Raw genomic sequence first — 22501 nt, 5'->3', positions numbered from 1 at the left:
ATACCTACCAAAAGCAAGATGATCATGCAACGAGAAGAATGAATGATTAGTATTGCCTAGTTTCAAGGGCACACCAGCCTTTCATATATATAAGCTGATTATATCACAGCAACGTAAAAAAGTAACAACAAAACAAAAAAAATTTTAGGCTCCGCCTACCGAAATTCGTTCCCCACTTTCATCAAGCTTCGTAAGATTCAAAAGCGGAGGAAGGTTAAATCCGAACCACTACCCATTCCTGTCAAGTTGAGGCTATCCCAGCAGAGCTATTAGATCAAATATCGCGGCAGAAAATGATATCACCTCGACTATGCCCAAAAACCTCGGACACAGAGTCCGAGGTTTTTTATAAGTACTGCTGCTTCAAAGAACGATTGCTCTCAAAAGCTATTTTTACAGATCGTCCATCAAATCCAAAATGTATTGCGGAACCTCGCGGCCGTATTTCTCTGTGCCGTCCGTGCTCACAATCAAGGGCTCTCCATCCAGAAGCGGGTAACCCCCGCCGAATTCAAAGTCCACTTCCGCAATTCTGCCGCGGCTGTACTTTCTTGCCGTTTCCTCCTCACTCACCACATGGAGTACGGATCTCATGTCAATATACGCGAAACCTGTTGCCATTTGTACATCACTCCTTTTCTCTGTCCATTATACGGTGACAGCTCCCCATACCGCAAAGGCGGGCTCCTCAGATCATTCAGACGCTCGTTTGTTGCCCACTAAGTACCATTAATTCTTCTCCTGCGCAGCCATCCATTCCTCATACAAAATGCCCATGATAATGAGGTCATAACGGCGGCCGTCCCGTCGTACCGCTTCCCGCTCTCTTCCCTCCAGCCGAAAGCCGGCCTTCTCATAAGCGCGGATGGCTCCGGGATTGTATTCGATCACATTCAGCCCTACCCGGTTCAGGTTCAGCTCATGGAAGGCATAACGCAGAATCAAGTGAAGCGCGTCCGTTCCGTATCCTTTGCCTCGGTTCCTAGCCTCTCCTATGCCGATCGCAAGCTTCCCGGCTCCATTATTCCACTCAATGCTGTGAATGGCGGCAAAGCCAATCAGTTCGTCATCTGCAACCGTTCTCAGCCTGAAATAGACTTCATTGGGATTGGGTGTGCCTTCCTGCTCGATCCGGCTGCGCTGAAAGGGCAAGGCGATGTCGGTATCCACGTTGCGCAGGTAATCCGGGTCTTCTCCCCAACGCAGTATAATGTCTGTATCCTCTTCTCGTATTCCGGTTATTTTAACCAGCTTGCCCTCAAAAAAGTTAGGTGTCAACCCCATGAAGCTCTCTCCTTTTCGTGCGGATTCTTCTATGGTATAGGCAGAAGTATATAAAATCAATGTCCCAGCTTTAACATATGGAAAAACCGCCGCTGCTTCAATCTGAAACAGCGACGGTCTGTGAGCGTGTCTATTTGATGCTTGGCCCTATAGAAAACAAATATCAGTTCGTAAACGTATGTCTGCCCAATGTCAGCACAGCAGGGCGAGCCATGCTCCACTTTGAAGTGGCAATTTTCGGATTATAATAATACAGCGAACCGTGGGTTGGATCCACCCCATTCAGCGCCTGACGGGCTGCCGCGTAGGCCGTTTTATTCGGAGTCAGATAATATTGTCCATCCTGGACGGCTGTAAACTGACCCGGCTGCATAATAATTTTAGGGATGGAGCTCGGAAATTCGTTCGATTGGACGCGGTTCAGAACGACGGCACCAACGGCCACCTGTCCCTCAAAGGACTCCCCACGTGCTTCTGCATATATAATGCGCGCAAGCTGCTCCAGTGTCGTATGGCGGGCAGGAGACAATGCGTTCAGCTTGGCTTGCGTAGCCGGACCTGCCACACCATCCACAGCCAGCCCATAATCCCGCTGAAAACGCTTGACGGCCGAATCTGTAATAGAGCCGAAATAACCGGTGAAGCCTGCTTTAAAATAACCGAGTGTTGCGAGCTGTTCCTGCAGCTGCAGCACATGTTCGCTTTGCATTCCTTTCGAAAGAGCTTGTGCGGCACTTGCCTCATCAGGAGCGAAGGCCACTCCCAAAGCAAAAGTACAAGACAGGATAAGAGCGGATAATTTCTTCATTGGTCGAGACAACCTCCACATTCATTTTCTGGCCAGACACAAAACCCGGCCAGTCACTCAGGGTGTTTATCCGATTGTGAAGCTTCCGCACACGCTGGGAACGGCGGAATGACATGGAATCACGGTTAAAGCATCGGACAAATCTGATTTCGGTAGAAGTGTATCATATTTGTAGAAACTGGATAACCCGGCTCTGGTCCTAACATGAAAACCTTGTCACAGCAGCGTTTTTCATCATTTTACCAATCTCGGCACATGTAAATATAGGGCTTTGGTTACAATTTTGTAACCGCCGTTTCCTATTCGAATTGACCGGGTTATAAGAACTATTTGACTATTTGGCATCAAAGTTAGCAATTTTCTTCAACAAAATTGAAAATAGTCTAACTTGATGCCAAGTTGCCATGGTCAGGGGAGTGTAAATTGCAGGTTCAGTTTTTGAAGATACATCTTAATCCACTTTGGCCCCATAGGAACGCAAAAAAGCCACTGCCTGATGCATATCCATGCGCGCGCCCTTCACATCCATGGAGCGGAAATCTACGCCCTCCATAATGGCTCCGCGCAAATCGGCTCCCTGCAGCTTGGCTTGCGCCAGCTGTGCCCGGGTCAGATCAGCCTTGCGCAGGTCGGCCTTTTCGAGATCGGCTCCATACAGATCCGCTTCCTCCATCCGCAATCCGCGCAAATCCTGCTTGGCCAGCTGCGCCCCTCGCAGATTCGCGTAAGACCAGTCCCCCGCCGCGAACGTCACACCATCCAGATTGGCTTTTACAAAGTCCGAGCCCGTCATTTTACACTGTTCAAACTTGGCGACGAACAAATTCGCTTCCGTGAACCTGCAGTTCACAAAGGCCGATTCCGTATGAATGGACGCATTCATCTGTGCGCCGCTGAAATCACATTCCTCAAAACGGCAGCCCTCCGTTGTAATTTCCTCAAGGGACGCGCCCCTGAAGCGGCAGCGGGTAAAGGTGCAGCGGATCAGCTCTCCTTCTCTTAATTCCTTGCTGCTAAAATCTACCTCACTATAAGTTTCGTCTATGTACTGGTACATGTCATCTCTCCCCGCGCAAGCTTGATTTGTACGGCCATTGCCCGATTGTCCGTAATGATAAATCTAATTATTCCGCATTGGGAAAAGGGAGTCAAATGACAAAAAGAGAACCGCTTGAAGCGGCTCTCCTCCATATGGGCTGCAGCTTAATGCCAGAATACGCCGTGTAGTGCTTATCCCAGTATGATCGTATTAAATGACTCTGGCTCCATTTCGATTTGGAACACGCTGTTACCGTCTGACAGACCAAGAACACGCTTGTCCTTGAACGGGTTCATAATCACCACGGCTTTGCGTCCGTCCGACAGGAGGAAGGCGGAAGCCTTGCCTGACCACGGCCCTTTAAGGCCTAATCTTTTTGAGCCCGGGGATACAAAATGGGAGTAATGCTTCATCACATCATATTCGGGATTTTCCGTTTTCCCCGCGGTGGCTGGATCGACCGTGACCATGGAATTCTGCTCCCACCCCCATGTGCTGCGCCCTTTGGGTTCAAGCACCATGTTCCAGTAGATGTAGGCATTCACTCCGTTATTAAAATAATGCTGAAACAGATTAAACACGTATTTTGCATAGTCCCAGGAATTGTTTCCGTCCCCGCATTCATTCTCGGTCTGCATGTAGCGAAGCTCCGGATAGCTCTGCACCGTACGCTGTATGGCATGTTTGCCCGCCCATTGGTAGCCCACGCCGGTAATATATTTGTAGGCTTCTGGATCACTCAGCACACGGAATGCATAGTCATCAAAATCGGTCGTTCTTTTCTTGATCAGCTCTTCCCACGGATCGGGAGCATTGATCGTGCCCAGCCAAATCTCTGTGTTCAGTCCATGCTCTGCAAAAGCAGGGCCCAGGTAGTCGCGGATAAACTCCCTTAACTGCTCGCCGGTCCACACACAGGACGGAAATTTCTGGTCTGCGATCACCTCATTTTGCACATGAATCTGGTGGATGGTAATGCCTTCTTCCTGATAAGCCTGCACAAATTTCACAAAATACAGCGCATATGCTTGCAAAATATCTTTTTCCCAGCGGAGCGTTCCGTAATTATAGGCCCTCGGAGATTTCATCCACGTCGGCGGGCTCCATGGTGAGGCAAAAAGCTTCAGGTCAGGATTATATTGCAGTGCTTCCTTAATATATGGAATGAGATATTTGCGGTCCCGCTCAATGGAGAAATGCTCCATCGCCAGATCCCCGTCCGTTTCGTTATGGCTGTACCATTCCAGCGCGTAATCGCTTGCGCCGATGGGCAGGCGGCAGATGCTGAACCGCTGTTCTCCCTCCGGATGAAACAGCGAATGAAAGACCTGTCTGCGGTCTTCCTCGCTTAAATGCTGCAATGCCACATACCCCAGTTCGTTGAAGCATCCTCCGAAACCGTCCACCTCCTGAAACAGCTCTCCGGTCAGTTGCAGATTGGCGGATACACCTGTGGCTTCAGTGGCCTCTTTCTCCATCCATCTATGCTGCTGTGAAGTCGAAATCCAGCGGATATGTTGCTTTGTCATAGCCTGTCCTCCCGATTAGATCAAGTGGGCGCCGATGCTTTGTTAACCGCTTTTGTTTGGGCTTTACAAGCATGGCAGCGTTCTTTAGCTTGATCTAATTTTAATGCAGAAGCCGGGAAAAACAGATGATCTAAACCGCGTGAAATTTGCCCAAATCCAAGGTGATCCAGTCACTTCCTGTCCAGCAGGCCATATTTTTTGCGGAACCGCTTCAGCACTTTGATCCAGCCACCCGCCAGAATGGCAAGAAAAACAACATTTGATAGAGCATGCGCAAGATCAAAATAAAAACTTTGGATATAGACCAGCACAACGGAATGCCAATTCCCGGCGGCAGCCGTATCTACAACGACCCACAGATTCATAATCCAGCCGAACAGAAAACCCCAGATGAAACCGAAAGCCAGCAATGCGGGCTTTTTGTTCATCCACCATGTCCGGCGCAGCATGCCTGCCGTAAGCCCCATCATGCCCCAAGCGAACATCTGCCAGGGGGTCCATGGCCCTTGTCCAAAATACAGATTCGACACCAGCGCCGACATGGCTCCAACAATGAAGCCCGCCTCCCCTCCAAAAACAAGCCCCGAAAGAATAACGATAGCCGAAACCGGTTTGACGTTCGGGAGAGCGGCAAACGGAATGCGGCTGACAGCAGCCACAGCCGTTAGCACCGCTAGCAGCACAAGCTCCCGAGTCTCCATTTTTCTTCGCTCAAAGCGCATGAAAAATGGAATAAGCACCGCGATGACGAGTATGAAGCTGAGCAGCATATAATGTTCATCCATCATTGTAGTGAACAGGATAAGCACAATCAGGCTGAACGCCGCTGAAGCAATCATCCACCTGCGGGATCGTTCCATCGCCTCAATACCTCCTCAAGCGTCACGACATCGGGCAGCCAATCACGGACAAGCCGGTTGACGGCTGTCGTATAAAAATACTGGCTCGCGAAAAATGCCTCCGGAGTACCCTCGGCCGTAATGATTCCGTCAAATAACAGCGCACAGCGGGAAGCGTACTGTGCGGCAAATTCCACGTCATGAGTGACCATGACGATCGTATGACCTGTTTGATTCAGCGACCAAAGCAGCTCGGCGAGCCGCCGCTTTGCAATAGGATCAAGTCCTTTGGTCGGTTCATCCAACAGAAGCACATCAGGCTGCAGCAGCAGGACAATAGCAAGCGCGGCCTTCTGCTGCTGCCCTCCGCTGATATCGTGCGGATGCCTGTTTTTTACTTCGGTAAGCTCCAGCAGCTTTAGCAGACGGTCAATCTCCCTGCGGGGCTGGGGAAGACCGGCATATGCAGCCGCTGCGGCCAGCTCTTCTTCCACCGTATCGTGGCTGAAATAAAGAAGCGGATTTTGCGCCAGATATCCTGTCTTCATTTTGCTGTTCACACGCACACTCCCTCGCCGCGGCTTCAGCAGACCAGCCATCACCTGCAGCAGTGTCGACTTGCCAGCCCCGTTCCCGCCCAGGATGGCGAGCATCTCGCCGTCAGCAATACGTAGATTCAGCTTTTTGAGCACCTCCGGGGCGTTCTTCTCATATTGAAAGGTGACTTCATAGCACTCCAGCTGTACCGCTGCAGTCGATTCCGACCGGAATGCCTGGGCGGATGTGCTGTCGTTGACAGCAATCGGCTCCTTCACGGAACAAAGCGGATTGAAGGGGAATGACTGCAGCCAGTGCCTGCCCTCGCGGATCATGAGAGGCACAGCATCCTCTGCGATCGCCTTATCATCTTTGTTAAGAGCAAGATACATTTGTGTCACGGACGGTAGATACGCCAAATCGTTTCCTTGCCTATACAGCTCATCCGTTTGCCCAGCGGCTGGGACTGCGGCTTGCTTGTCACGGCCCATATCGATACTCACACTGCGCGGCGAACCACTGTACTTCAACCTGCCGTCTTCCAGCAGCAGCAGCCGGTCAGCAGCCGGAATGACATCCTCCAACCGGTGCTCGCTCATCACCACGGTCATGGAAAATTCCCGGTTGAGGCGCTGTACCATGGAAATGAATTCCTTGGCAGCGACCGGATCCAGCTGGGATGTAGGTTCATCCAGCAGCAGCAGCTTCGGCTGCAGCAGCAGAACAGACGCCAAATTCAGCAGCTGCTTCTGTCCGCCCGACAGCATGTGTACCGGCTTGTACAGCAGCGGCTCCAGATCAAAAAACTGGGCGATCTCCGCCAATCTGGCGCGCATAAGCTGCGGCGGGTATCCCAAATTTTCCATACCAAAGGCCAGTTCATGCCACACCTGATCCATGACAATCCCGTTATCCGGATTTTGAAACACCATTCCTATGTCTTTGGCCGCCTCTTCTGCAGAAAGCTCTGACGGCTGTCGTCCACCGAACAGCAGACAGCCTGTTCTGATACCGACAGGAGCAAGTTCCGGCTTAAGATGCCGAAGCAGTGTCGTCTTGCCACAGCCCGATGCGCCACACAGCACTACGAATTCCCCTTCCTCTATTCTGAAGCTTACATCCGATAGGGCGGGCCGCTCTTCATCGGGGTAGTGGAAGGATAATCCTTCCGCCCGGATAATTTCCATGACAGATGCTCCTTTCCTTCCAAAATCAGCGGAGTCGCGAGAAACGACACAAAGAGTAGATACAAAATAATATCACCGATACCCGGCATTAAAGATTCCATGCGCGGGTATATCGTCAGAGTCCCATAATCCAGAACTCCGCCTGTGATCACAATGGCAGCACCAGCAGCAAGATACAGCAGCGATATATGATCCCGACGGTCCATCCGGTACACCGAGTAAGCAGTACGGCGGGCAGTTCCGTAACCGCGGGCTTTCATGGCATCCGCAGTCTCCACCGCCTCTTCCAGCGACCAGACGAGCAGCACCTTCATCAGCACCGTTCCGTTTTTGATCCGTTTGCGAAGCGGGCCTTCCTTCATGCTGATTCCCCGGGTCTGCTGAACAATCGCGATTTGCGACAGTCTGAGCCGGAGCAGAGGAACGAAGCGCATCGCCATAAGTGCCACCAACGCTGTTTTGGGTGCCAGTCTGCCGAACAGATACATGAATTTATCAGCCGTTACATTATGGTTGTATGACAGGCTTGCAAGCAGGACGACCGTAATGGACAGCATGGTGGTGATGCCAAACAGCAGCGCCTCCAGTGTGATCGGCTGATCCATTAAATAGAACAATATGTGCCTGCCCCTGTGGGAGACGAGCGGGTTAATGACGGCGATCGCCCCGCCAATCGGCAGCATGTAAAGGAGCATCCGCAGCAGCGCGCGCCCCTGCTTCTGCATGATGATCAGCCCAGTCAGCAGGCAGATTTCAGTCATGAGGAATACAGGATGGGACAGGAGCATTCCGAACAGAACGGCGCACATATAATAAAGGAACAATGCAGCCGGATGAAGTGAACGAAAGCCCCCGTTCAATTGGATTTCGCTCCAATATCGGCGCCAAGATCCAGTGTGTACAGCCATTCGATCCGGTCGCCAACCTTAAGTGTGTAAGCTCCTGCGCCAACACTCGGAAACTGCCCGTTGATACGGAACATCCATCCGCTCTTGGGGCCATGGTCGAACTCGTACAGATTGTCTATACCTTCTATATAAGCAACTGCCTTTGCGCCCTTGTATTCCATCTGAATACCGTTGCTTCTGGTAACACGTTTCAACACCTCGAGCGCCGTATCGCCGGCCTGCAGTTCTACTGAGGTGGCGGGCATGATCGTTCCTGTTTCCTCATCACCTGCAATGGAAAGGGTGACGGTATTCTGTACCGGCTCACTGTCTGTTACAGCAGGTTCTGTAATGCCACCCTTTTGTGCAGCGGCAGAGCCGGTTGAAGCGCTGGAACCACCCTCGGAACTGGAGCTCCCTGACCCTGTCGCTGATTTTGCGGGGGCTTTCGTTGCTGAAGCGGATGTTCCCGCGGCTCCGGCAGATCCGGCGGATGCGCCTTCCTTCCGCTCGGGGGATGTGTCAGTTTTCGTCCCTGCTCCAGCATTATCATCCGAACCGCTGCCCGGCTTGGCCACCCGTGCTTGGCTGCTGCTGTCTGCCTTGCTTTCTTTGCTGACTGAAGCTGCTTCACCGCTCTCCTTGGAAGCAGGCGATGAATCCGTCGCTGCTGCTGTCTGATCAGCCGCATCTTCCATGGAAACAGCCTCTTTCGCCGTATCATCCGCAGCCACTTCCGATCCGGCAGGCGATTTCGCAGCTTCCCCGCCGCTGGATGCAGCCGATGCCTGATCCTCTGGTGCGACAGTCTCGGTCTGATTGCTGGTGTCCGTCTTATTTTCGCCCGTTGTACAGCCTGCCAGAAGCAGCAGTGACAGCAGCAGGACAAAAACCGTCGGCAGCAGCCACTGTTTTCGTTTACCGTGTGGCATAAGAAATGCACACCTCCAACTAAGGGAAAGGAACGAAGGATCACAGCTCCTTCGTTCCATCCCTGCTTTTATTCATCATGTTTTGTACAAAACTGACCAACAGCTATTAAGCCATCGCTTTGTAAATCGGGTTCACTTGCTGACAAGCTGCTTTTGCTTAAGATGAACAGCCACTACGGCCGCCATCTCACGCGTTACTTTGGACGCCGGATCAAAGTTTCCGGAATTCCCTACCATGAGGCCATTATCGTATACCGCGCGTACGGACGGCAGTGCATAACCGCTGATGCGGCTCTGATCCTTGAATGAAGCAACGGACGTGCTGGCGTCCAGATTGAAGGCGCGTGCAAGCATCACGGCCATGTCCTGGCGGGACACCGCCTGCTCAGGCTTGAACTGATCTGCGCTGATTCCCTGCACAATGCCCTTCGCCCGCGCAGTCATCACCGCTTCGTAATACCACTTGTCCGCCGATACGTCACTGAATCCGCCAGTTATTGTTCCATCTACCGACGAATCGCCTGTCAGGCGCAGTACAAGCGCCGCGAACTGGGCGCGCGTCAGCTGCGCTTTCGGTGCGAATCTGAGCTCAGACCCGCTTACCCCAAGCATCAATCCTGCATTATATGCCTCATGTACAGCATCAACCGCCCAAGCGGATATGCTCTGTTCATCCACAAAAGCACCCCCGTCCGTTCCCGGTGTATCCGTCCCGAGAGTTGCTGTCGTAAACGAGAAAAGTCTGCCGTCGTTATTCAGGTACAGGCGGTAAGCATCCAATGCGAGCAAGGCCTGCTCGGTGGCGATCGCATTGCTTCCACCGCCCGTATTATGGGCATAACCGCCGTCGTTTTGGCGGAAGGCATTTAACCGGGTGAGCAAATCCCCGCCTGGTTTAGTAAAACGCTCATCAGCAGGGCTGATCCCGACAGAAGCAAGCGCGACAATCACTTGAGCGACGCTCTCGCTGTTGTCGTCCCCATTAGCCTGGTAACCTCCGTGATTCTGCTGCTGATTTGACAGGTACAGAACCGCTTTATCGATAGCCGTCTGCACATCTGCGCGGTCGGCATGAGTGGACAGCGCGGTTACCGCCATTGCAGTGATGTCCACACCGCTCTCGTCACCCGTACTGAGAGGGAAACCGCCGTCGGGATTCTGTGCCGCAAGCAGAGATTTCAGCAGGGAATCCCGATTCCATACCGCATCGGCAGGAACCTTGTAATCCCCGCTGTCAAGGGCAATCAGCGCGAAGATCGGGCCGTTCAGCCCCTGAGAGGTCATACGGTCATGATTGTAGATCTTCTCAATCAGATTGTAGCCTGCAATCGATGTCGGATCCCCTCCGGCTGCTCTGACCCCAAGCGCCATGCGCTCCAGATCCGTCACTTTGCGGAACGTGCCGCCAGCCTCGGTCAGCTGCTGTCTGACGCTCTGCAGATATACGGACGGCACTTCCCCGCCGGAACGGGCAACCCCGATGGCCTCCCAATCAGACAGCGGGCTGCTCTTTTGCACCTTGTTCACGGCAGCTGCGATTTGATCATTCAGTTCCTTCTGCCCCTCACCGTTTACTCTGCTGCTGTCGATGACAGCGTACTTGGTAAAATGAGCAATTTTACCTGTGATAATGCCAGTACGGGCATCCAGTACGGCGGGAACCGGAATCCATTCACCGCTATCTTCATCAAGCCAGGCGAGTATATAATCATTCAGACGATCCGACTGTACCGGAATCTTAAAGGACAGATAGGCTGGAATGCTGAACGACGTTCCGTCCGGCGTAAAGTCATACAATCCCGCTACCAGCTCAGGACGGCTGGAAGTTTGTTCATGAATGCCAATCGATGTCGGACCCGCAAGAGAAGAAACGGGAATAATAAACTGTACCTTGCCAGCGCTGTCCGTCATGGTCGCGCCCGATTGTGAAGATACCATTTGGCTGAGAGACACCCGTGCCGATGCTGCCAGAGCTTCAGTGATTTTCTCCGCTTCGTCCGCTGACATACGGGAAGAAGCATTGATGACCGAAGTCGCCTGGCCCGCCTGACCGATTGGCAGTTTGTTATCCGGAGAGAGACTGATTATATTCAGCGCAGTAACAACCTGAGAAGGGACAGATGCCGGAAAGGTTCCCACTGCCGCCGACGTTCCGCCACCGGAAAGGTTGCTGTCTGTCTTATAATCCGTCGTATATTTCCAATCCACCACATCACCGCTGCTCAAGCGGTAAGCTCCTGCGCCGACATTTGGCTTCTCGCCGTTCACTGTATAATACCAGCCGCTGTTCGGGCCGCGGTCAAACTCGGCCAAACCGTCAATGGCCGTAACATATACCGCTGATCCGCTACCGGAGGCTGTGACTCTGCCTGCCCCCAACCCGCGAATCAGCACGCTGTAAGGAGTATCCCCACTGACCAGTCGGACCTGTGTAGCAGGCAAGATAGTGCCTGTTCCTGTTACCGACAAGGTGATGGTTTGCGTTACAGGCGTCGTGCCGGAACCCCCACCGTTCCCAACAATCAGCATGGACGTGTTGCGTACGACAGTCGGAACATCATTGGTCTTATAACCTGTTACTGTTACGGTGTAGGTTCCTGAGCCAAAGCCCTTAAAGGAAGCTATACCTTGCTCATTGGTTATAACCGTTTGGCTGCCAATCTGGACCTGCACATTGGCTGCGGGGGACACCACTTTTGTAGCGTTATAGTTGGCATCGTACTCCCAGACTGCTTTCTGTACCTGTACCGAGACCGGCTCTCCCGAACCCGGTGATGCAGGTGTTGAGGTGATGGAATCAATGAGTGAAGTTCCATAGCCCCCAAAATAAAAATATACCTGGTCGGAGGGATTCAACTTGAAACTTCCGGCGCCAACATTCGGATTAATCCACTCACCACCTCTTTTAACCGCATAACTCCAATAGCCGGTATTCCCACCCTTAATACCGCCGATGGAATTTATAAATCCCTCGGATGAGGTCTCAAGGGCGATATGATGTTTGACTGTTACATTTTTCAAGGCATCCAGAGCGTAAACTGCCTTTGTAACATCCTCCGCTACAGGGGCTGTCGGTCCTTCAATAAACACCGTTGCCTGGACTGAGCCCGGCACAGGTTCCGGCTCGGGAGCAGGCTCAGAATCCGGTGATGGCGGAGGCGGCACCAAGGCAGGCTTTGTCGGATTTACATAAAGAGTGCCCTCGCCTGCTGTAAACAGGTCATAAGCAATAAGCGCCCGCATCGCCTGCTCGGTGGCATATTCTTTATCCGAACTTGGAATATTTAGCGCATGTTTGAACCCGCCGTCCGAATTCTGGAACGCCAGCAAGCGCTGAATTAGGTCGCCATTGGCATTCGCAAACTGCGCAGCGGTCGGATCCAGCTCGAAGGAGGCTAGTCCCACGATGGCCTGGGAAATACTTTCACTGCTTGCATCATCCAGGTTTGTCGCCAGCCAGGAAACAGCCTGCTCACCAGCCGTCTGTACATCGGCCTGATCCCGATAAGGTCCGAGCGCACTAAGAGCCATTCCGTACAAATCTCCATCCACGTAGGACGGATCCTCCAGATACGTGACGATGGAATCGACCAGCTTATCACGTGTCCACTTCGCATCAGCCGGAACATCGTAGCTTCCCGAATCCAGAGCAATCAGTGCATATATGCTCGCATAGATAGTAGGCATGTCCGAAGCATTATAGAGCTTCGCAACGGCATTACAGTCCGTAAACTTCGTCGCATCCCAGTCGATGGCCGAAGACTCGATAATCTGACGGGCCAATGTCGTTACCGTGGATTGTCCACAAGTCTTTTTCACCTCATTTACCAAAGACATCTGGTAGCTCTGCGGCACGGATCTGCCTGTCCGCCCATAACTTAAAGCAAACCAGTCCGAATCCACGCCTCCGCTGTTCTCTATGTAGTCAAATGCCTTTTGTAACGCCAAGTCCGTTTTTTTATACACTGCTTCTGTCACAGCTGTCCGGACGCTTGTTCCATAGACCGATTGCTGTACTGAAGAAGGTTCTCCCTGTGATATCCCCTCCTCCGCGTGGGCTTGCCGGACAGGCCAGCCCCATGAAAATAGTGTTGATGCGGTAAGAATCAGCGCCAGACTGAGCGCCATGATGGCTTTATAACCGGTTAACCCTTTCATATCAGACCTCTTTCTAAATTGATTTGTTGTTTCTTTACCTCTAAAAATGCAAAAAATCCACTTCACAGAAGTGGACATGGTAAACAGAGCAGCTTCACGCCAAGGCAGGTTCCCGGAACGTGCTGCATGAAAAACGGCTGTCTCCCCTTCTCTCTCCCGAAGAATGCAGAAACAAAATCGTTACAAGGCAGGTCTCCTGGCTCAGCCTTATCGCTTTTCCCCTCCTTCCCATTCCTGAAGAACAGTGGCTTGCGGGGATAGCTCGGCATTTACAGTGGCGGGACCGCGCCGGAATCTACCGGACTTCCCTATTAAGCAGGCAACGTGAATGCACGCATACCTGCACCTCGTACGCTGGATTATTTAGTTTTTCAATCAGTGACGTCTCTATTTCGTTTCTATCATAGCGGCAGGGGTCCCTTTTGTCTACGATATAATGCTGAATAACACTTCGGCATAAGTTTTTGTGTAATTTATGATATAAAAGATGGAAGCTATGGGATGTTCAGTTTGACAGCTGTGTTACCCGTGAGCTGAAAAAGCTGCCGATCATACCGGCAGCCTTATGTTGACTGAACTATGCTTTCTTTCATTTTTATAATCCATTTCGTTTGATGAAGATTAAAAAGGGCAGGAACGAATAACTTCATTCCTGCCCTCATCGCCTGCTTTTGAGTCACAAAAAAATCTCTCCTTAGCAAATGAACCTTAATATATCAAGGGCAATTTATCCTGCCAACTGTTTCATTGTAAGGTTGAACCTAAGGCAGATCAGCCTGTGACTGTTTTTTATTTGATGGCGCGAACCATCCGAGAAGTGCTATCGCAACCAAAACACCATAAAAGACAAGGGTCCAGCCTGTACTATGCGGGAAATGATGAGCCAGTACACCAATATCTTCATGGGCCAGGGTAATCACAGCGAGCTTAACGCCGACCCAAGCCACAATTGCATAAGCCGTGGTCTCCAGTGCCGGCCGTTGAGCGAGCAGCTTCACAAACCATGTGGCTGCGAATTTGATCAGGACGAGCCCGGCGATTCCGCCAAGCAATACAACGATGAATTGTCCGCCGTCCATACCGCCGAAATCCCCAAGCGGTGAATCGGGAAGCCCCAGTGCCAAAGCCACTGCAGCAAGAATGGAATCAATCGCAAAGGCAAGATCCGCAATAGCAATTTTTCCTACGGTTGGCCAAAAGCCTTTTCCTGCAGCATCTTTCTTAACGTCTTCGCGAATATTCTCGTTTTTCTTGCCAAAACGTGCTTTGATGATGTGCTTTAACCCCAGGTATAACAGATAAGCAGCCCCGATCGCCTGTATTTGCCAGACGTTGGCAATAAACGATATCGCAAACAGAGCGGCAAAGCGAAAAACAAAAGCCATAATAATCCCGTAATTGATGGCTTTCTTCTTCTGGTCCTCCGGTAAATGCTTTGCGATCACCGCCAGCACCAAGGCATTATCCGCCGATAGCAAACCCTCCAATGCAATAAGAATCAGTAATGCCCATGCGTACTCCAGCCAAATGGATTCCAACAGCACTTCTCCCCTCTTCATAAAGAGTATGTTCATTACGACAAACTTCCTGTTTGAAACTCAAGTTTCGGTTAAATCAGAGATTTTTATCCGGCTAAAAGTTGCACCGTCATTCCCTTCCCTATTTACGCTGTCAAGTTATGGCTCGTTTCATTCATTAAATATAAAAAATCAATAATAACTCTATATCATTTCTTTCCGCTTTAATAAGTAAGCATATAGAATGACGCCCCCGACCGCACAAATGGCTGCACATAAACCTATAAATCCGTAGCCAGCCTGAAGCCCGCGAAGAAGTCCCAACTGAGAATCTGCCCCGAAAAAGCCCTTCGTTATTTCAATAACTCCGCCGATCAAGTAGTTGCCAATTACACTGCCGACTCCCATAAGCGTAACTGTAAAAGTTATTGCGGTATCACTGCCATTAGGGTACCTTTTGGCAATAAAAGCCATAACGGTTGGATAAATCATCGCAATCCCTATACCGGCGGCAGCGAATAAAAAGGCCAGGCTCTCTCCCCCCAAAATGGCTATGAAAGTACAAAGTGAAGATAGCCCTGCAAATACAATCAGTGACAAAGTAAAACCAATTTTGTCTGTTAACGGTCCAAGCAACAGCCGTGCCAGTGAAAAACATAAGAAAAAAGCAGATAACATTCCCGAAGCTGAAACTGTATCCCAGCCGTACGCTTTTTCAAGAAAGTTAACGAGCCAGCCACCTACAGCCAATTCGGAAACAACGCCAAATGATAAAATAACCACCATCAGCCATATAACCGGGTCTTGCATCAATGTTTTCAGAGGAACGCGATCTTCATGTTTAATCTCATCCCCTGGGAAAGTGCTAAAAAGTGCAAATATAATCGGTATGATCGATAATAAAAGCATGACAAGATACATACCGCGCCAGTCAAGCACAGAACCGTTAATCTTAACCTGCATCAGACCCGTCGCAATAAGCGGTGCGACCGTCGAGCTAAGGCCATAAAAACCGTGGGCTAAGTTCATCATTGTGCCGGTATTTCTCACAAATATGCGGGCGCCTAAAATAGCCAATCCAATCTCCAGCATCCCGTTTCCAATGTACATCAGGAAATATGACGCAGAAAACGTAACATAATACGGAGAAAAGAAAATGAAAATACCCGAGACCGCCATCACTGCAAAAGATATAACGGTTACCCGCTTGATTCCCCATATTCTTGTCAGATAAGCAGTAAAAGAGCATGCGATTAAATAGCCAAGCGCATTAAGGGACAATAAAGTGCCCAATTGTGATTCGTTTAGCAGAAAGTCATACTGGATCCGTGGAATAGCGGGTCCCTTTATGTTTTCTGAAAATCCGAATATGATAAACCCTATAAAGATTGTTGCAAGCTGCATGGCATAAACTTTGTTGAATTTCCCTATACGTTTCTTCACTTTTTGCTTTCTCCTTATCCGTTTGGTTATGTATGAACATAAGGAAATTTTATATGAACAAATTTCTTTATTAAATATAATATTATGGAGTATTTATATAGTTTTAAGGAAACGACAATATCATAGCTTTCAACAGTCGCTCCTTATGTTGGATAATAAATAAAAATTTTCTGTTAATCCAATCTTTATTTTGAATAAACAACAAACCCACCAAAAAATGGTGGGACTTGTTACATCAGTTATTTTGTTTTTTCTACTGAAAACGCTCGAATCGATAGGGAAGCAGACTGGCCGGCAGCTCCAGCAGCTTGTCCTCATCCCGCGAGGCGATCGCCCATTCCAGCAATTCATCATAAAGGTCTTCCTCTTTGATGCCGCCGAACCATACCGGACCGTCCGGCGTCTGAATCGATACGACGTTGGCAATATCGCAAGGACCAAGACAGCCGGTGACTGTCAGCTGGATACTCTTGAGCAGCTTCTCTTCCTTCCATCTGCTCTTCAGCTTGTCTAGCGGGATGCCCGGTTTGCCCTTCTCTGTATGACCGCAGCAGCAGCCGTTACAGATCATAACCTGGCCGAGAACTCTTCTTTTCGTTGCAACTTGCTCCATTCTTATCCTCTCCCATGCACTTGTGATCTCGCATAAGCCTCCCCGTCCGGCTTCATGTTGACCCAAAAAAGCCCTCAGTCCGCAAAGGGCTGAGGGCAAGAGTACATAAGAGAACAGACCGCAGACCACACACGGGTCCCGATCTCCATATTATGTACACCGTTCCTTAACCGCGAAGGGCTGATGCGAACCTGCAGGCAGGTCTTCTGGCTCCCGGATCGGTACCTGCCTTCCGTCTTCCCCAGCATGCTGAGTGACATGTATGGAAGGAGGCTCCCCGGTTACAGCGGCGCGACCGCTAGGGATTTTCACCCTATTCCCTTTTAACCCCGGCCTTGGCCAGGGCACCTGCGAGATTCTTCCATTATAACGGACTCAGGACAGAATGACGAGCCTTTAAAATTCATGTCACATAATCTCATTTTTCCATTGTCATATATCAGGAACAGGAATACATAACATTTCCGAGTTCAGATCTAATCCAATAATGGGCCTTTCAGCATATTTTCAGTAAACTCTTTCTTTTGTTTCAGAAAAATGCGTTTTAATGAAACGGCACTTAGAAACCGAAAGGACATGATTCGTATATGGGCACTGCCAAGAAGGAAAAAGTCCCTGAGCTTCAGGTTGTCAGGGCATTTGCGATTATAGGGGTTATAGCAGTCCATTCCACGTCGTCTGCCACACTGCAAATGACGGAATCTCACTATTATTTCTTCTATAACTTTCTGAACATCTTCCTGAAATTCGGAACATCCACGTTTATTGCGCTGAGCGCATTTGTGCTTTTTTACAACTATTTGGACCGGCCGCTCGGCAGCAGCTTAATCAAGCATTTTTATAAGCAAAGACTGCTGTATATCCTGGTGCCGTATTTCGTTTTTTCACTGATTTATTTCTGCCTGCAGCAGACATCCGCCGGAGCCCCCGGTATGGATGCGGGAGAACTGACCCGTTCCTTCTTCACCAAGCTTGTTACCGGCAAAGCCTACACCCATTTGTACTTTGTATTTATAAATGCGCAGTTCTATCTGCTGTTCCCGTTGTTCCTGTGGCTGTTCAAAAGGTTTCGCGGATTGCACAGTTGGGCGGTTGTGCTAGGCTTTGCGCTGCAGTGGGCTTTTGTGATCGCCAACAAGTATTACTTTCAGGTGGAAAACCGCGGCAGCTGGGTGCTCTCTTACATGGCATATTACATGCTCGGCGCTGCGCTAGGCATCTACTATCCGAAAATCAAACAATGGCTCATTGTGCGCAAGGAACATGCCTCAGGAACACGAATCGCCGTTTGGAGCCTGCTGTGGCTCCTGTGGCTGGCCGCAGGGCTGTCGCATGTGTACATCTGGTATGAAACGCGTATGAATGGCCTTTTGTACAATTCACTCCTTTACGAGCTGCTGTACAACATTTACGCCTCGCTAAGCGTACTTGTACTGCTGCAAATCGCCTCCGTGGTGTACCATCAGGGCCGATCCGCCCTTGGTCGCGGGCTGGCGCAGTTGGGCTCGGTTTCATTCGGCGTGTATTTGCTGCACCCGATCGTGCTGCTGCTGTACCGCCTTTTCTCGCCGCAAACCGGCACGGCCTGGCTGCTTCATCTCTGGTATGCAGGCGGTTTTGCGCTGGCGTTGACTCTTGCCTGGTTCGTAGTATCCATGGCCGGACGCTATCTTCCTTATGCCTCTGTGTTCTTTGGTCCCCTCCCCAAGCCAAAGCGGTCTGAGCTTAGACAGGAAGCAAGAAGTTCTGCTGCTTTTCCTGGGAAATAATCGAAACCGCAAGAAGCCTTAAGCGGGACGCCGTTCCGCTTAAGGCTTGAATTTCCTGGAGTAGGCCTCCTAAAATCGCAAGAAAAATTTCCGCTAAACGCGGTCTGTCTTCTGAGAATGTACGTCGATAGGCGTTTTTACGGCTATTGATCACGAGCCCCCGATGATCAAAGCATAGACAATTCCCGGCCCGTGAACGCCGATCGTCAGGTCATTCTCGATATCCGAGGACCGGCTCGGGCCCGAGATAAAGTGAATGCCTGCCGGAAGCTGATCACGCCCAGCCTGATCAAATTCCGTCAGAATTTCACCCAGCCGGGTCTTCAGTCGTTCCACCGGAACCAGAATGATGAGCACGGTGGGAAGAAGGCTTACGGAGCGACCTTTATGCGGTGCAGAAAGCACCGCCACCGAACCGGTATAAGCAGCAGCATAATCCGCCATAACGACACCGAAGTCCGCATCAGCCGCTTTGGCTTTCCAGGAATTCTCGGAATCCGAGTTCCAGACAGAGATGTCCGCGCCGGGAATGGCGGATTCCAGCTCAAGCGCCGCCAGCTCCGGCTGGTCCTGTCTGAGAATGGCTCTTGCTCCCATTTCGACTGCCTTGTCGACGATGAAGGAAGCTGCTTCCTGCATTGTCCCCAGTCTGGCTACATGTCCGCCCACGCTGCTGAAATTGGCGGCAAAGCGGTCGATCCGCTCCTGCTCGCTCCACTCGAACGCCTGCCAGAACCCCGGCGCGCCCCGCAGCGGATGCGGAGGGGGTTCCGTTACACGCGGCCGCTTCAGTCTGGCAGCAATGCCGTTCATAAACTGCTGCTGCTTCGCGCGTGACTGGGATTCCATTTGCTCCAGCCATTCCTGATGCGGGCTACTCATGCCGCTCCCCCCTTTTCCGCTGCCGCAAAACAGCCTCCATCCGACTTTGCAGCACCGGGTCCGGCTGGGGCAGCGTGCTTCGCACTTCACGGTCCAATTCCTTCCAGCGCTGACGGAAGGTCTGCTTCGCAAGAGACGGTGCAACCCTGTAATTGTTCCACCCTTTCAACGGACCCAGCTTCAGGGGAACCCCACCGTCCCGGACGAAGGGTTTTTGGCCAAGCTGGCCCAACCGCACCGCCGCGCTGAACCGCTTCGAGTTGGCGGCCACGGCCGCAAAGCCCTTCATGCCGATCCCTTCCAGCCTGCTGCCATGTCCGCTTTCGACCTTACGCCGCCGCAGATAGACAAGCATATCGTGCAGGGGAATTTTCACGGGGCAGGCTTCGTAACACGCGCCGCACAGGCTGGATGCGCTGGCAATGTCGTTCCATTCAGCCACGTTGCCGTTCAGCGCGGGGGTCAGCACCGCACCGATCGGCCCGCTGTAGGTTCCGCCATAGGCATGGCCGCCGATATGACGGTATACCGGACAGGCATTGAGGCAGGCACCGCAGCGGATGCAGTTCAGCAGCTCCTGGAATTCCGGATCGCCAAGCTGGTTGGAGCGGCCGTTATCCACAATGATGATATGCATCTCCTCCGGGCCGTCCGCATCCCCGGCACGGCGCGGGCCTGTAATGCCCGACATGTACATCGTCAGCTTCTGGCCCGTTGCCGAACGCGGCAGCAATGTCGCCATCACTTCCAGATCGGCCCAGGAGGGGATGATGCGTTCCATGCCCATAAGGGTGATCTGTATCCGCGGCACGGTGGACACCATGCGCGCATTGCCTTCATTTTCAAACAGTACCATCGAGCCGGTCTCCGCAATGGCAAAGTTGCAGCCGGTCATGCCGATATCTGCCGCGAGAAATTTTTCCCGCAGCTTTCTGCGCACAAATCCCGCCAGCACGGTCGTGTCCGCTGACAGCTGCTCCCCCGCCTCCTGCGACAACAGCTCGGCGATCTGATACCTGTTCTTATGAATAGCGGGGATGACGATATGGGAGGGCGCTTCGCCCGCAAGCTGAATGATATACTCTCCCAAATCCGTCTCGATCGTTTCGATGCCAGCCTGTTCAAAGGCTTCGTTCAGGTGCAGCTCTTCGGATACCATCGATTTCGATTTGACCGCGCTGCGTGCCTGATTATGCGCGGCAATGTCCAGCGAAATCCTCACCGCATCTGCCGACGTATCGGCAAAATGAATGTGCACCCCGTTCGCGCGGGCATTTTCCACAAACAAGTTCAGATAATAATCAAGATGGGCGATCGTATGCAGACGGATTTGGCGCCCCCGCTCCCGCCATTCCTCCCAGTTGCCGTGCTCCTCAGAGGCCATTTTTTTGCCATTGCGCAGCCGTTCTGTTGTAAATTTGACCGCATTTCGCAGAAATTCATTCTTTAACGCCTGACTGGCCCGATCCTTCACATCAACGGCCATGGAATTACCTGCGCTCATGCTGTATCACTCCTTCGTAAAGCAGTTCTGCCAGATGCATCACCCGGACAGGCTCGTTCCGGTAGCGTAAATTACCGGCAATATTCATCAGACAGGCCATATCGAGGCCGACCAGCACGGAGGCTTCCGTCTCCAGAATATGATCTGCCTTCTCCGTGACCATGGCCCCTGAAATATCGGGCATTTTCACAGCGAACGTACCACCGAAGCCACAGCAATCCTCCGCAAAAGGAAGCGGTACCAATTCAAGCCCCTGCACACTGCTCAGCAGCTGCATGGGTTCATCTTTAACACCGAGCAGGCGGCTGCCGTGGCAGGACGGATGGTACGTCACTTTATGTGGAAAAACGGCCCCCATATCCGTCACACCCAGGACTTGCACCAGAAACTGTGTAAACTCATATGTTTTTTCTTCCAGACGCTGCGCCTTCTCCAACCAGTATTCATCATCTTTGAACAGCTCCGGATAGTGATGAATCATGTAGGTGCATGACCCTGAAGGAGAGACGACAAAATCGCTGTCATCAAACGCTTCCAGCAAGGTTTTGGCGGCTGTGCGTGTCTCTTCCCAGTATCCGCTGTTGTAGGAAGGCTGTCCGCAGCACGTCTGCACCGCGGGGAACTCCAGCTGAATCCCGTACCTTGCCAGGAGGCGCACCATCGCTTCCCCAACCTGGGGGTATATGGCGTCACTCAAACAAGTGATAAATAACGAAACCTTCATATCCTCACACCTCTTTTGTGAATCCCCGAAATGGAGAAAAAGCCAAACCCGCATCTTTCCGGGCTTGGCTTAGTCTGTATAGCTATACTATCGTCACGGGAATGGAAAGCTCGGCCAGCCCGGCCAGCACCTTTTCCTCGATTCCCCGGTCCGTAATCATGCTGTCGACCTGCTTCAGGTCCATGACATGGGTAAAGGCCTGCTGTCCGAATTTACTTGCATCAGCCAGCAAAATAACCTGATCCGCGATCCCCACCATTTTCTGCTTCACCCTCGCCTGCAGCTCGTTGGATTCGCTCACTCCGCGGGTGAGATGAACTCCTTTGCATGACAGAAACAGTTTATCCACGTAATAAGCGTCTAAGGAACGCTCAGCCAGAGGACCGACATAAGACAGGGATCGCTTGGCCAGCAGGCCGCCGGTGGATATAACATCAACCTTTTCCTTGCCGCTCAGCTCGGTCGCCACCCGAATCGAATTTGTCAGTACGGTCAGCGGAACGTCAGGCAATCTGGCTGCCATATACCATGCCGTCGAGCTCGCATCAAGCAGGATGCGGTCACTCGGTTGAATCAGCTTTACCGCTGCCTCTGCAATACGCCGCTTCTCCTCCGCATGCATAATCTCGCGCTCTGAAAAAGGAAGCTCCGGCTGCTCATCCTTCACACTGACCGCGCCCCCATGCGAACGCCGCAGCTTGCCTGCCTCCTCCAGCCGGTCAAGATCCCTGCGGATTGTCTCCTCCGTCACCTCGCACAGCGCACTCAGCTCAGAAACCCGTATACTTCCTCTTTCGTTAACCAGCTGCACTATTTTTTCATATCGTTCTGCGACCAGCATGTTACACT

18 protein-coding genes and 2 riboswitches are annotated in these 22501 nt (G+C 51.6%); of the genes, 1 reads left to right on the top strand and 17 read right to left on the bottom strand.

The window, feature by feature from the left end:
• Positions 1–393: 393 nt before the first annotated feature.
• The 13 genes from ACE5KN_RS21940 to ACE5KN_RS21880 all read right to left on the bottom strand — a co-directional run bounded on the left by ACE5KN_RS21940 (position 394) and on the right by ACE5KN_RS21880 (position 16773).
• Complete coding sequence (locus tag ACE5KN_RS21940) at positions 394–621, bottom strand: hypothetical protein (RefSeq protein WP_375524087.1); 228 nt, start codon at positions 619–621, stop codon at positions 394–396.
• Positions 622–729: 108 nt separating this feature from the next.
• Positions 730–1278: a GNAT family N-acetyltransferase gene (locus tag ACE5KN_RS21935; RefSeq protein WP_375524220.1), complete on the bottom strand. Its 549-nt coding sequence runs from the start codon at positions 1276–1278 to the stop codon at positions 730–732.
• A 169-nt stretch (positions 1279–1447) separates the two neighbouring features.
• Positions 1448–2092: a cell wall hydrolase gene (locus tag ACE5KN_RS21930; RefSeq protein WP_375524086.1), complete on the bottom strand. Its 645-nt coding sequence runs from the start codon at positions 2090–2092 to the stop codon at positions 1448–1450.
• A gap of 451 nt (positions 2093–2543) precedes the next feature.
• Positions 2544–3149 carry a pentapeptide repeat-containing protein gene (locus ACE5KN_RS21925; RefSeq protein ID WP_375524085.1) on the bottom strand — a complete coding sequence of 202 codons (606 nt, stop codon included), beginning with the start codon at positions 3147–3149 and terminating at the stop codon, positions 2544–2546.
• 173 nt (positions 3150–3322) lie between these two features.
• Positions 3323–4660, bottom strand: coding sequence for a glycoside hydrolase family 30 protein (locus tag ACE5KN_RS21920; RefSeq protein ID WP_375524084.1), 1338 nt, complete (start codon positions 4658–4660; stop codon positions 3323–3325).
• Positions 4661–4830: 170 nt separating this feature from the next.
• Entirely contained in the window at positions 4831–5520 is a 690-nt protein-coding gene (locus ACE5KN_RS21915; protein ID WP_375524083.1) for an ECF transporter S component, read from the bottom strand.
• Entirely contained in the window at positions 5496–7223 is a 1728-nt protein-coding gene (locus ACE5KN_RS21910) for an ABC transporter ATP-binding protein (protein WP_375524082.1), read from the bottom strand. The genes ACE5KN_RS21915 and ACE5KN_RS21910 overlap by 25 nt, the downstream gene beginning before the upstream one ends.
• Positions 7151–8131, bottom strand: a complete 981-nt coding sequence (locus ACE5KN_RS21905; RefSeq protein ID WP_375533154.1) for an energy-coupling factor transporter transmembrane component T — start codon at positions 8129–8131, stop codon at positions 7151–7153. Before ACE5KN_RS21905 ends, ACE5KN_RS21910 begins: the two co-directional genes overlap by 73 nt.
• Positions 8080–9042, bottom strand: coding sequence for a DUF4430 domain-containing protein (locus ACE5KN_RS21900; RefSeq protein ID WP_375524080.1), 963 nt, complete (start codon positions 9040–9042; stop codon positions 8080–8082). The genes ACE5KN_RS21905 and ACE5KN_RS21900 overlap by 52 nt, the downstream gene beginning before the upstream one ends.
• A 132-nt stretch (positions 9043–9174) precedes the next feature.
• Positions 9175–13200 carry an S-layer homology domain-containing protein gene (locus ACE5KN_RS21895; protein ID WP_375524079.1) on the bottom strand — a complete coding sequence of 1342 codons (4026 nt, stop codon included), beginning with the start codon at positions 13198–13200 and terminating at the stop codon, positions 9175–9177.
• A gap of 169 nt (positions 13201–13369) precedes the next feature.
• Positions 13370–13565, bottom strand: a riboswitch (cobalamin riboswitch).
• 396 nt (positions 13566–13961) lie between these two features.
• Entirely contained in the window at positions 13962–14738 is a 777-nt protein-coding gene (locus tag ACE5KN_RS21890; RefSeq protein WP_375524219.1) for a MeeY/MeeF family manganese export membrane protein, read from the bottom strand.
• A 183-nt stretch (positions 14739–14921) separates the two neighbouring features.
• The gene (locus ACE5KN_RS21885; RefSeq protein WP_375524078.1) at positions 14922–16160 is read right to left on the bottom strand and encodes an MFS transporter; all 1239 of its coding nucleotides are present in this window, start codon (positions 16158–16160) and stop codon (positions 14922–14924) included.
• 253 nt (positions 16161–16413) lie between these two features.
• Positions 16414–16773, bottom strand: a complete 360-nt coding sequence (locus ACE5KN_RS21880; RefSeq protein WP_375524077.1) for a (2Fe-2S) ferredoxin domain-containing protein — start codon at positions 16771–16773, stop codon at positions 16414–16416.
• 179 nt (positions 16774–16952) lie between these two features.
• Positions 16953–17140: riboswitch (cobalamin riboswitch) on the bottom strand.
• 220 nt (positions 17141–17360) lie between these two features.
• On the opposite strand from ACE5KN_RS21880, the gene ACE5KN_RS21875 reads away from it, so the two are divergent.
• Positions 17361–18542 (top strand): acyltransferase, encoded by a 1182-nt coding sequence (locus tag ACE5KN_RS21875; RefSeq protein WP_375524076.1) that lies wholly within the window; start codon positions 17361–17363, stop codon positions 18540–18542.
• Positions 18543–18692: 150 nt separating this feature from the next.
• On the opposite strand, the gene ACE5KN_RS21870 is transcribed toward ACE5KN_RS21875, so the two are convergent.
• The 4 genes from ACE5KN_RS21870 to ACE5KN_RS21855 all read right to left on the bottom strand — a co-directional run bounded on the left by ACE5KN_RS21870 (position 18693) and on the right by ACE5KN_RS21855 (position 22493).
• Positions 18693–19424 carry a LutC/YkgG family protein gene (locus tag ACE5KN_RS21870; RefSeq protein WP_375524075.1) on the bottom strand — a complete coding sequence of 244 codons (732 nt, stop codon included), beginning with the start codon at positions 19422–19424 and terminating at the stop codon, positions 18693–18695.
• Positions 19417–20928, bottom strand: a complete 1512-nt coding sequence (locus tag ACE5KN_RS21865) for a LutB/LldF family L-lactate oxidation iron-sulfur protein (RefSeq protein WP_375524074.1) — start codon at positions 20926–20928, stop codon at positions 19417–19419. The genes ACE5KN_RS21870 and ACE5KN_RS21865 overlap by 8 nt, the downstream gene beginning before the upstream one ends.
• On the bottom strand, positions 20915–21652 hold the full coding sequence (locus tag ACE5KN_RS21860) for a (Fe-S)-binding protein (RefSeq protein ID WP_375524073.1): 738 nt from the start codon (positions 21650–21652) through the stop codon (positions 20915–20917). The genes ACE5KN_RS21865 and ACE5KN_RS21860 overlap by 14 nt, the downstream gene beginning before the upstream one ends.
• An 82-nt stretch (positions 21653–21734) precedes the next feature.
• On the bottom strand, positions 21735–22493 hold the full coding sequence (locus ACE5KN_RS21855; protein WP_375524072.1) for a DeoR/GlpR family DNA-binding transcription regulator: 759 nt from the start codon (positions 22491–22493) through the stop codon (positions 21735–21737).
• Between the last annotated feature and the right edge of the window lie 8 nt (positions 22494–22501).

Origin of the sequence: Paenibacillus terreus (assembly GCF_042138595.1) — a bacterium.
Lineage (GTDB): Bacteria > Bacillota > Bacilli > Paenibacillales > Paenibacillaceae > Paenibacillus > Paenibacillus terreus.
The sequence above is the reverse complement of the archived record's forward strand: the minus strand, read 5'-3'. Positions and strand labels throughout refer to the sequence as shown.

Excerpts from the sequence above, each read along its gene's own strand:
- ACE5KN_RS21920 (WP_375524084.1), bottom strand. The coding sequence starts at position 4,660 with ATGACAAAGCAACATATCCGCTGGATTTCGACTTCACAGCAGCATAGA.
- ACE5KN_RS21860 (WP_375524073.1), bottom strand. The coding sequence starts at position 21,652 with ATGAAGGTTTCGTTATTTATCACTTGTTTGAGTGACGCCATATACCCC.
- ACE5KN_RS21930 (WP_375524086.1), bottom strand. The coding sequence starts at position 2,092 with ATGAAGAAATTATCCGCTCTTATCCTGTCTTGTACTTTTGCTTTGGGA.
- ACE5KN_RS21865 (WP_375524074.1), bottom strand. The coding sequence starts at position 20,928 with ATGAGCGCAGGTAATTCCATGGCCGTTGATGTGAAGGATCGGGCCAGT.
- ACE5KN_RS21940 (WP_375524087.1), bottom strand. The coding sequence starts at position 621 with ATGGCAACAGGTTTCGCGTATATTGACATGAGATCCGTACTCCATGTG.
- ACE5KN_RS21875 (WP_375524076.1), top strand. The coding sequence starts at position 17,361 with ATGGGCACTGCCAAGAAGGAAAAAGTCCCTGAGCTTCAGGTTGTCAGG.
- ACE5KN_RS21925 (WP_375524085.1), bottom strand. The coding sequence starts at position 3,149 with ATGTACCAGTACATAGACGAAACTTATAGTGAGGTAGATTTTAGCAGC.
- ACE5KN_RS21855 (WP_375524072.1), bottom strand. The coding sequence starts at position 22,493 with ATGCTGGTCGCAGAACGATATGAAAAAATAGTGCAGCTGGTTAACGAA.
- ACE5KN_RS21915 (WP_375524083.1), bottom strand. The coding sequence starts at position 5,520 with ATGGAACGATCCCGCAGGTGGATGATTGCTTCAGCGGCGTTCAGCCTG.
- ACE5KN_RS21910 (WP_375524082.1), bottom strand. The coding sequence starts at position 7,223 with ATGGAAATTATCCGGGCGGAAGGATTATCCTTCCACTACCCCGATGAA.
- ACE5KN_RS21895 (WP_375524079.1), bottom strand. The coding sequence starts at position 13,200 with ATGAAAGGGTTAACCGGTTATAAAGCCATCATGGCGCTCAGTCTGGCG.
- ACE5KN_RS21905 (WP_375533154.1), bottom strand. The coding sequence starts at position 8,131 with ATGGCTGTACACACTGGATCTTGGCGCCGATATTGGAGCGAAATCCAA.
- ACE5KN_RS21900 (WP_375524080.1), bottom strand. The coding sequence starts at position 9,042 with ATGCCACACGGTAAACGAAAACAGTGGCTGCTGCCGACGGTTTTTGTC.
- ACE5KN_RS21870 (WP_375524075.1), bottom strand. The coding sequence starts at position 19,424 with ATGAGTAGCCCGCATCAGGAATGGCTGGAGCAAATGGAATCCCAGTCA.
- ACE5KN_RS21880 (WP_375524077.1), bottom strand. The coding sequence starts at position 16,773 with ATGGAGCAAGTTGCAACGAAAAGAAGAGTTCTCGGCCAGGTTATGATC.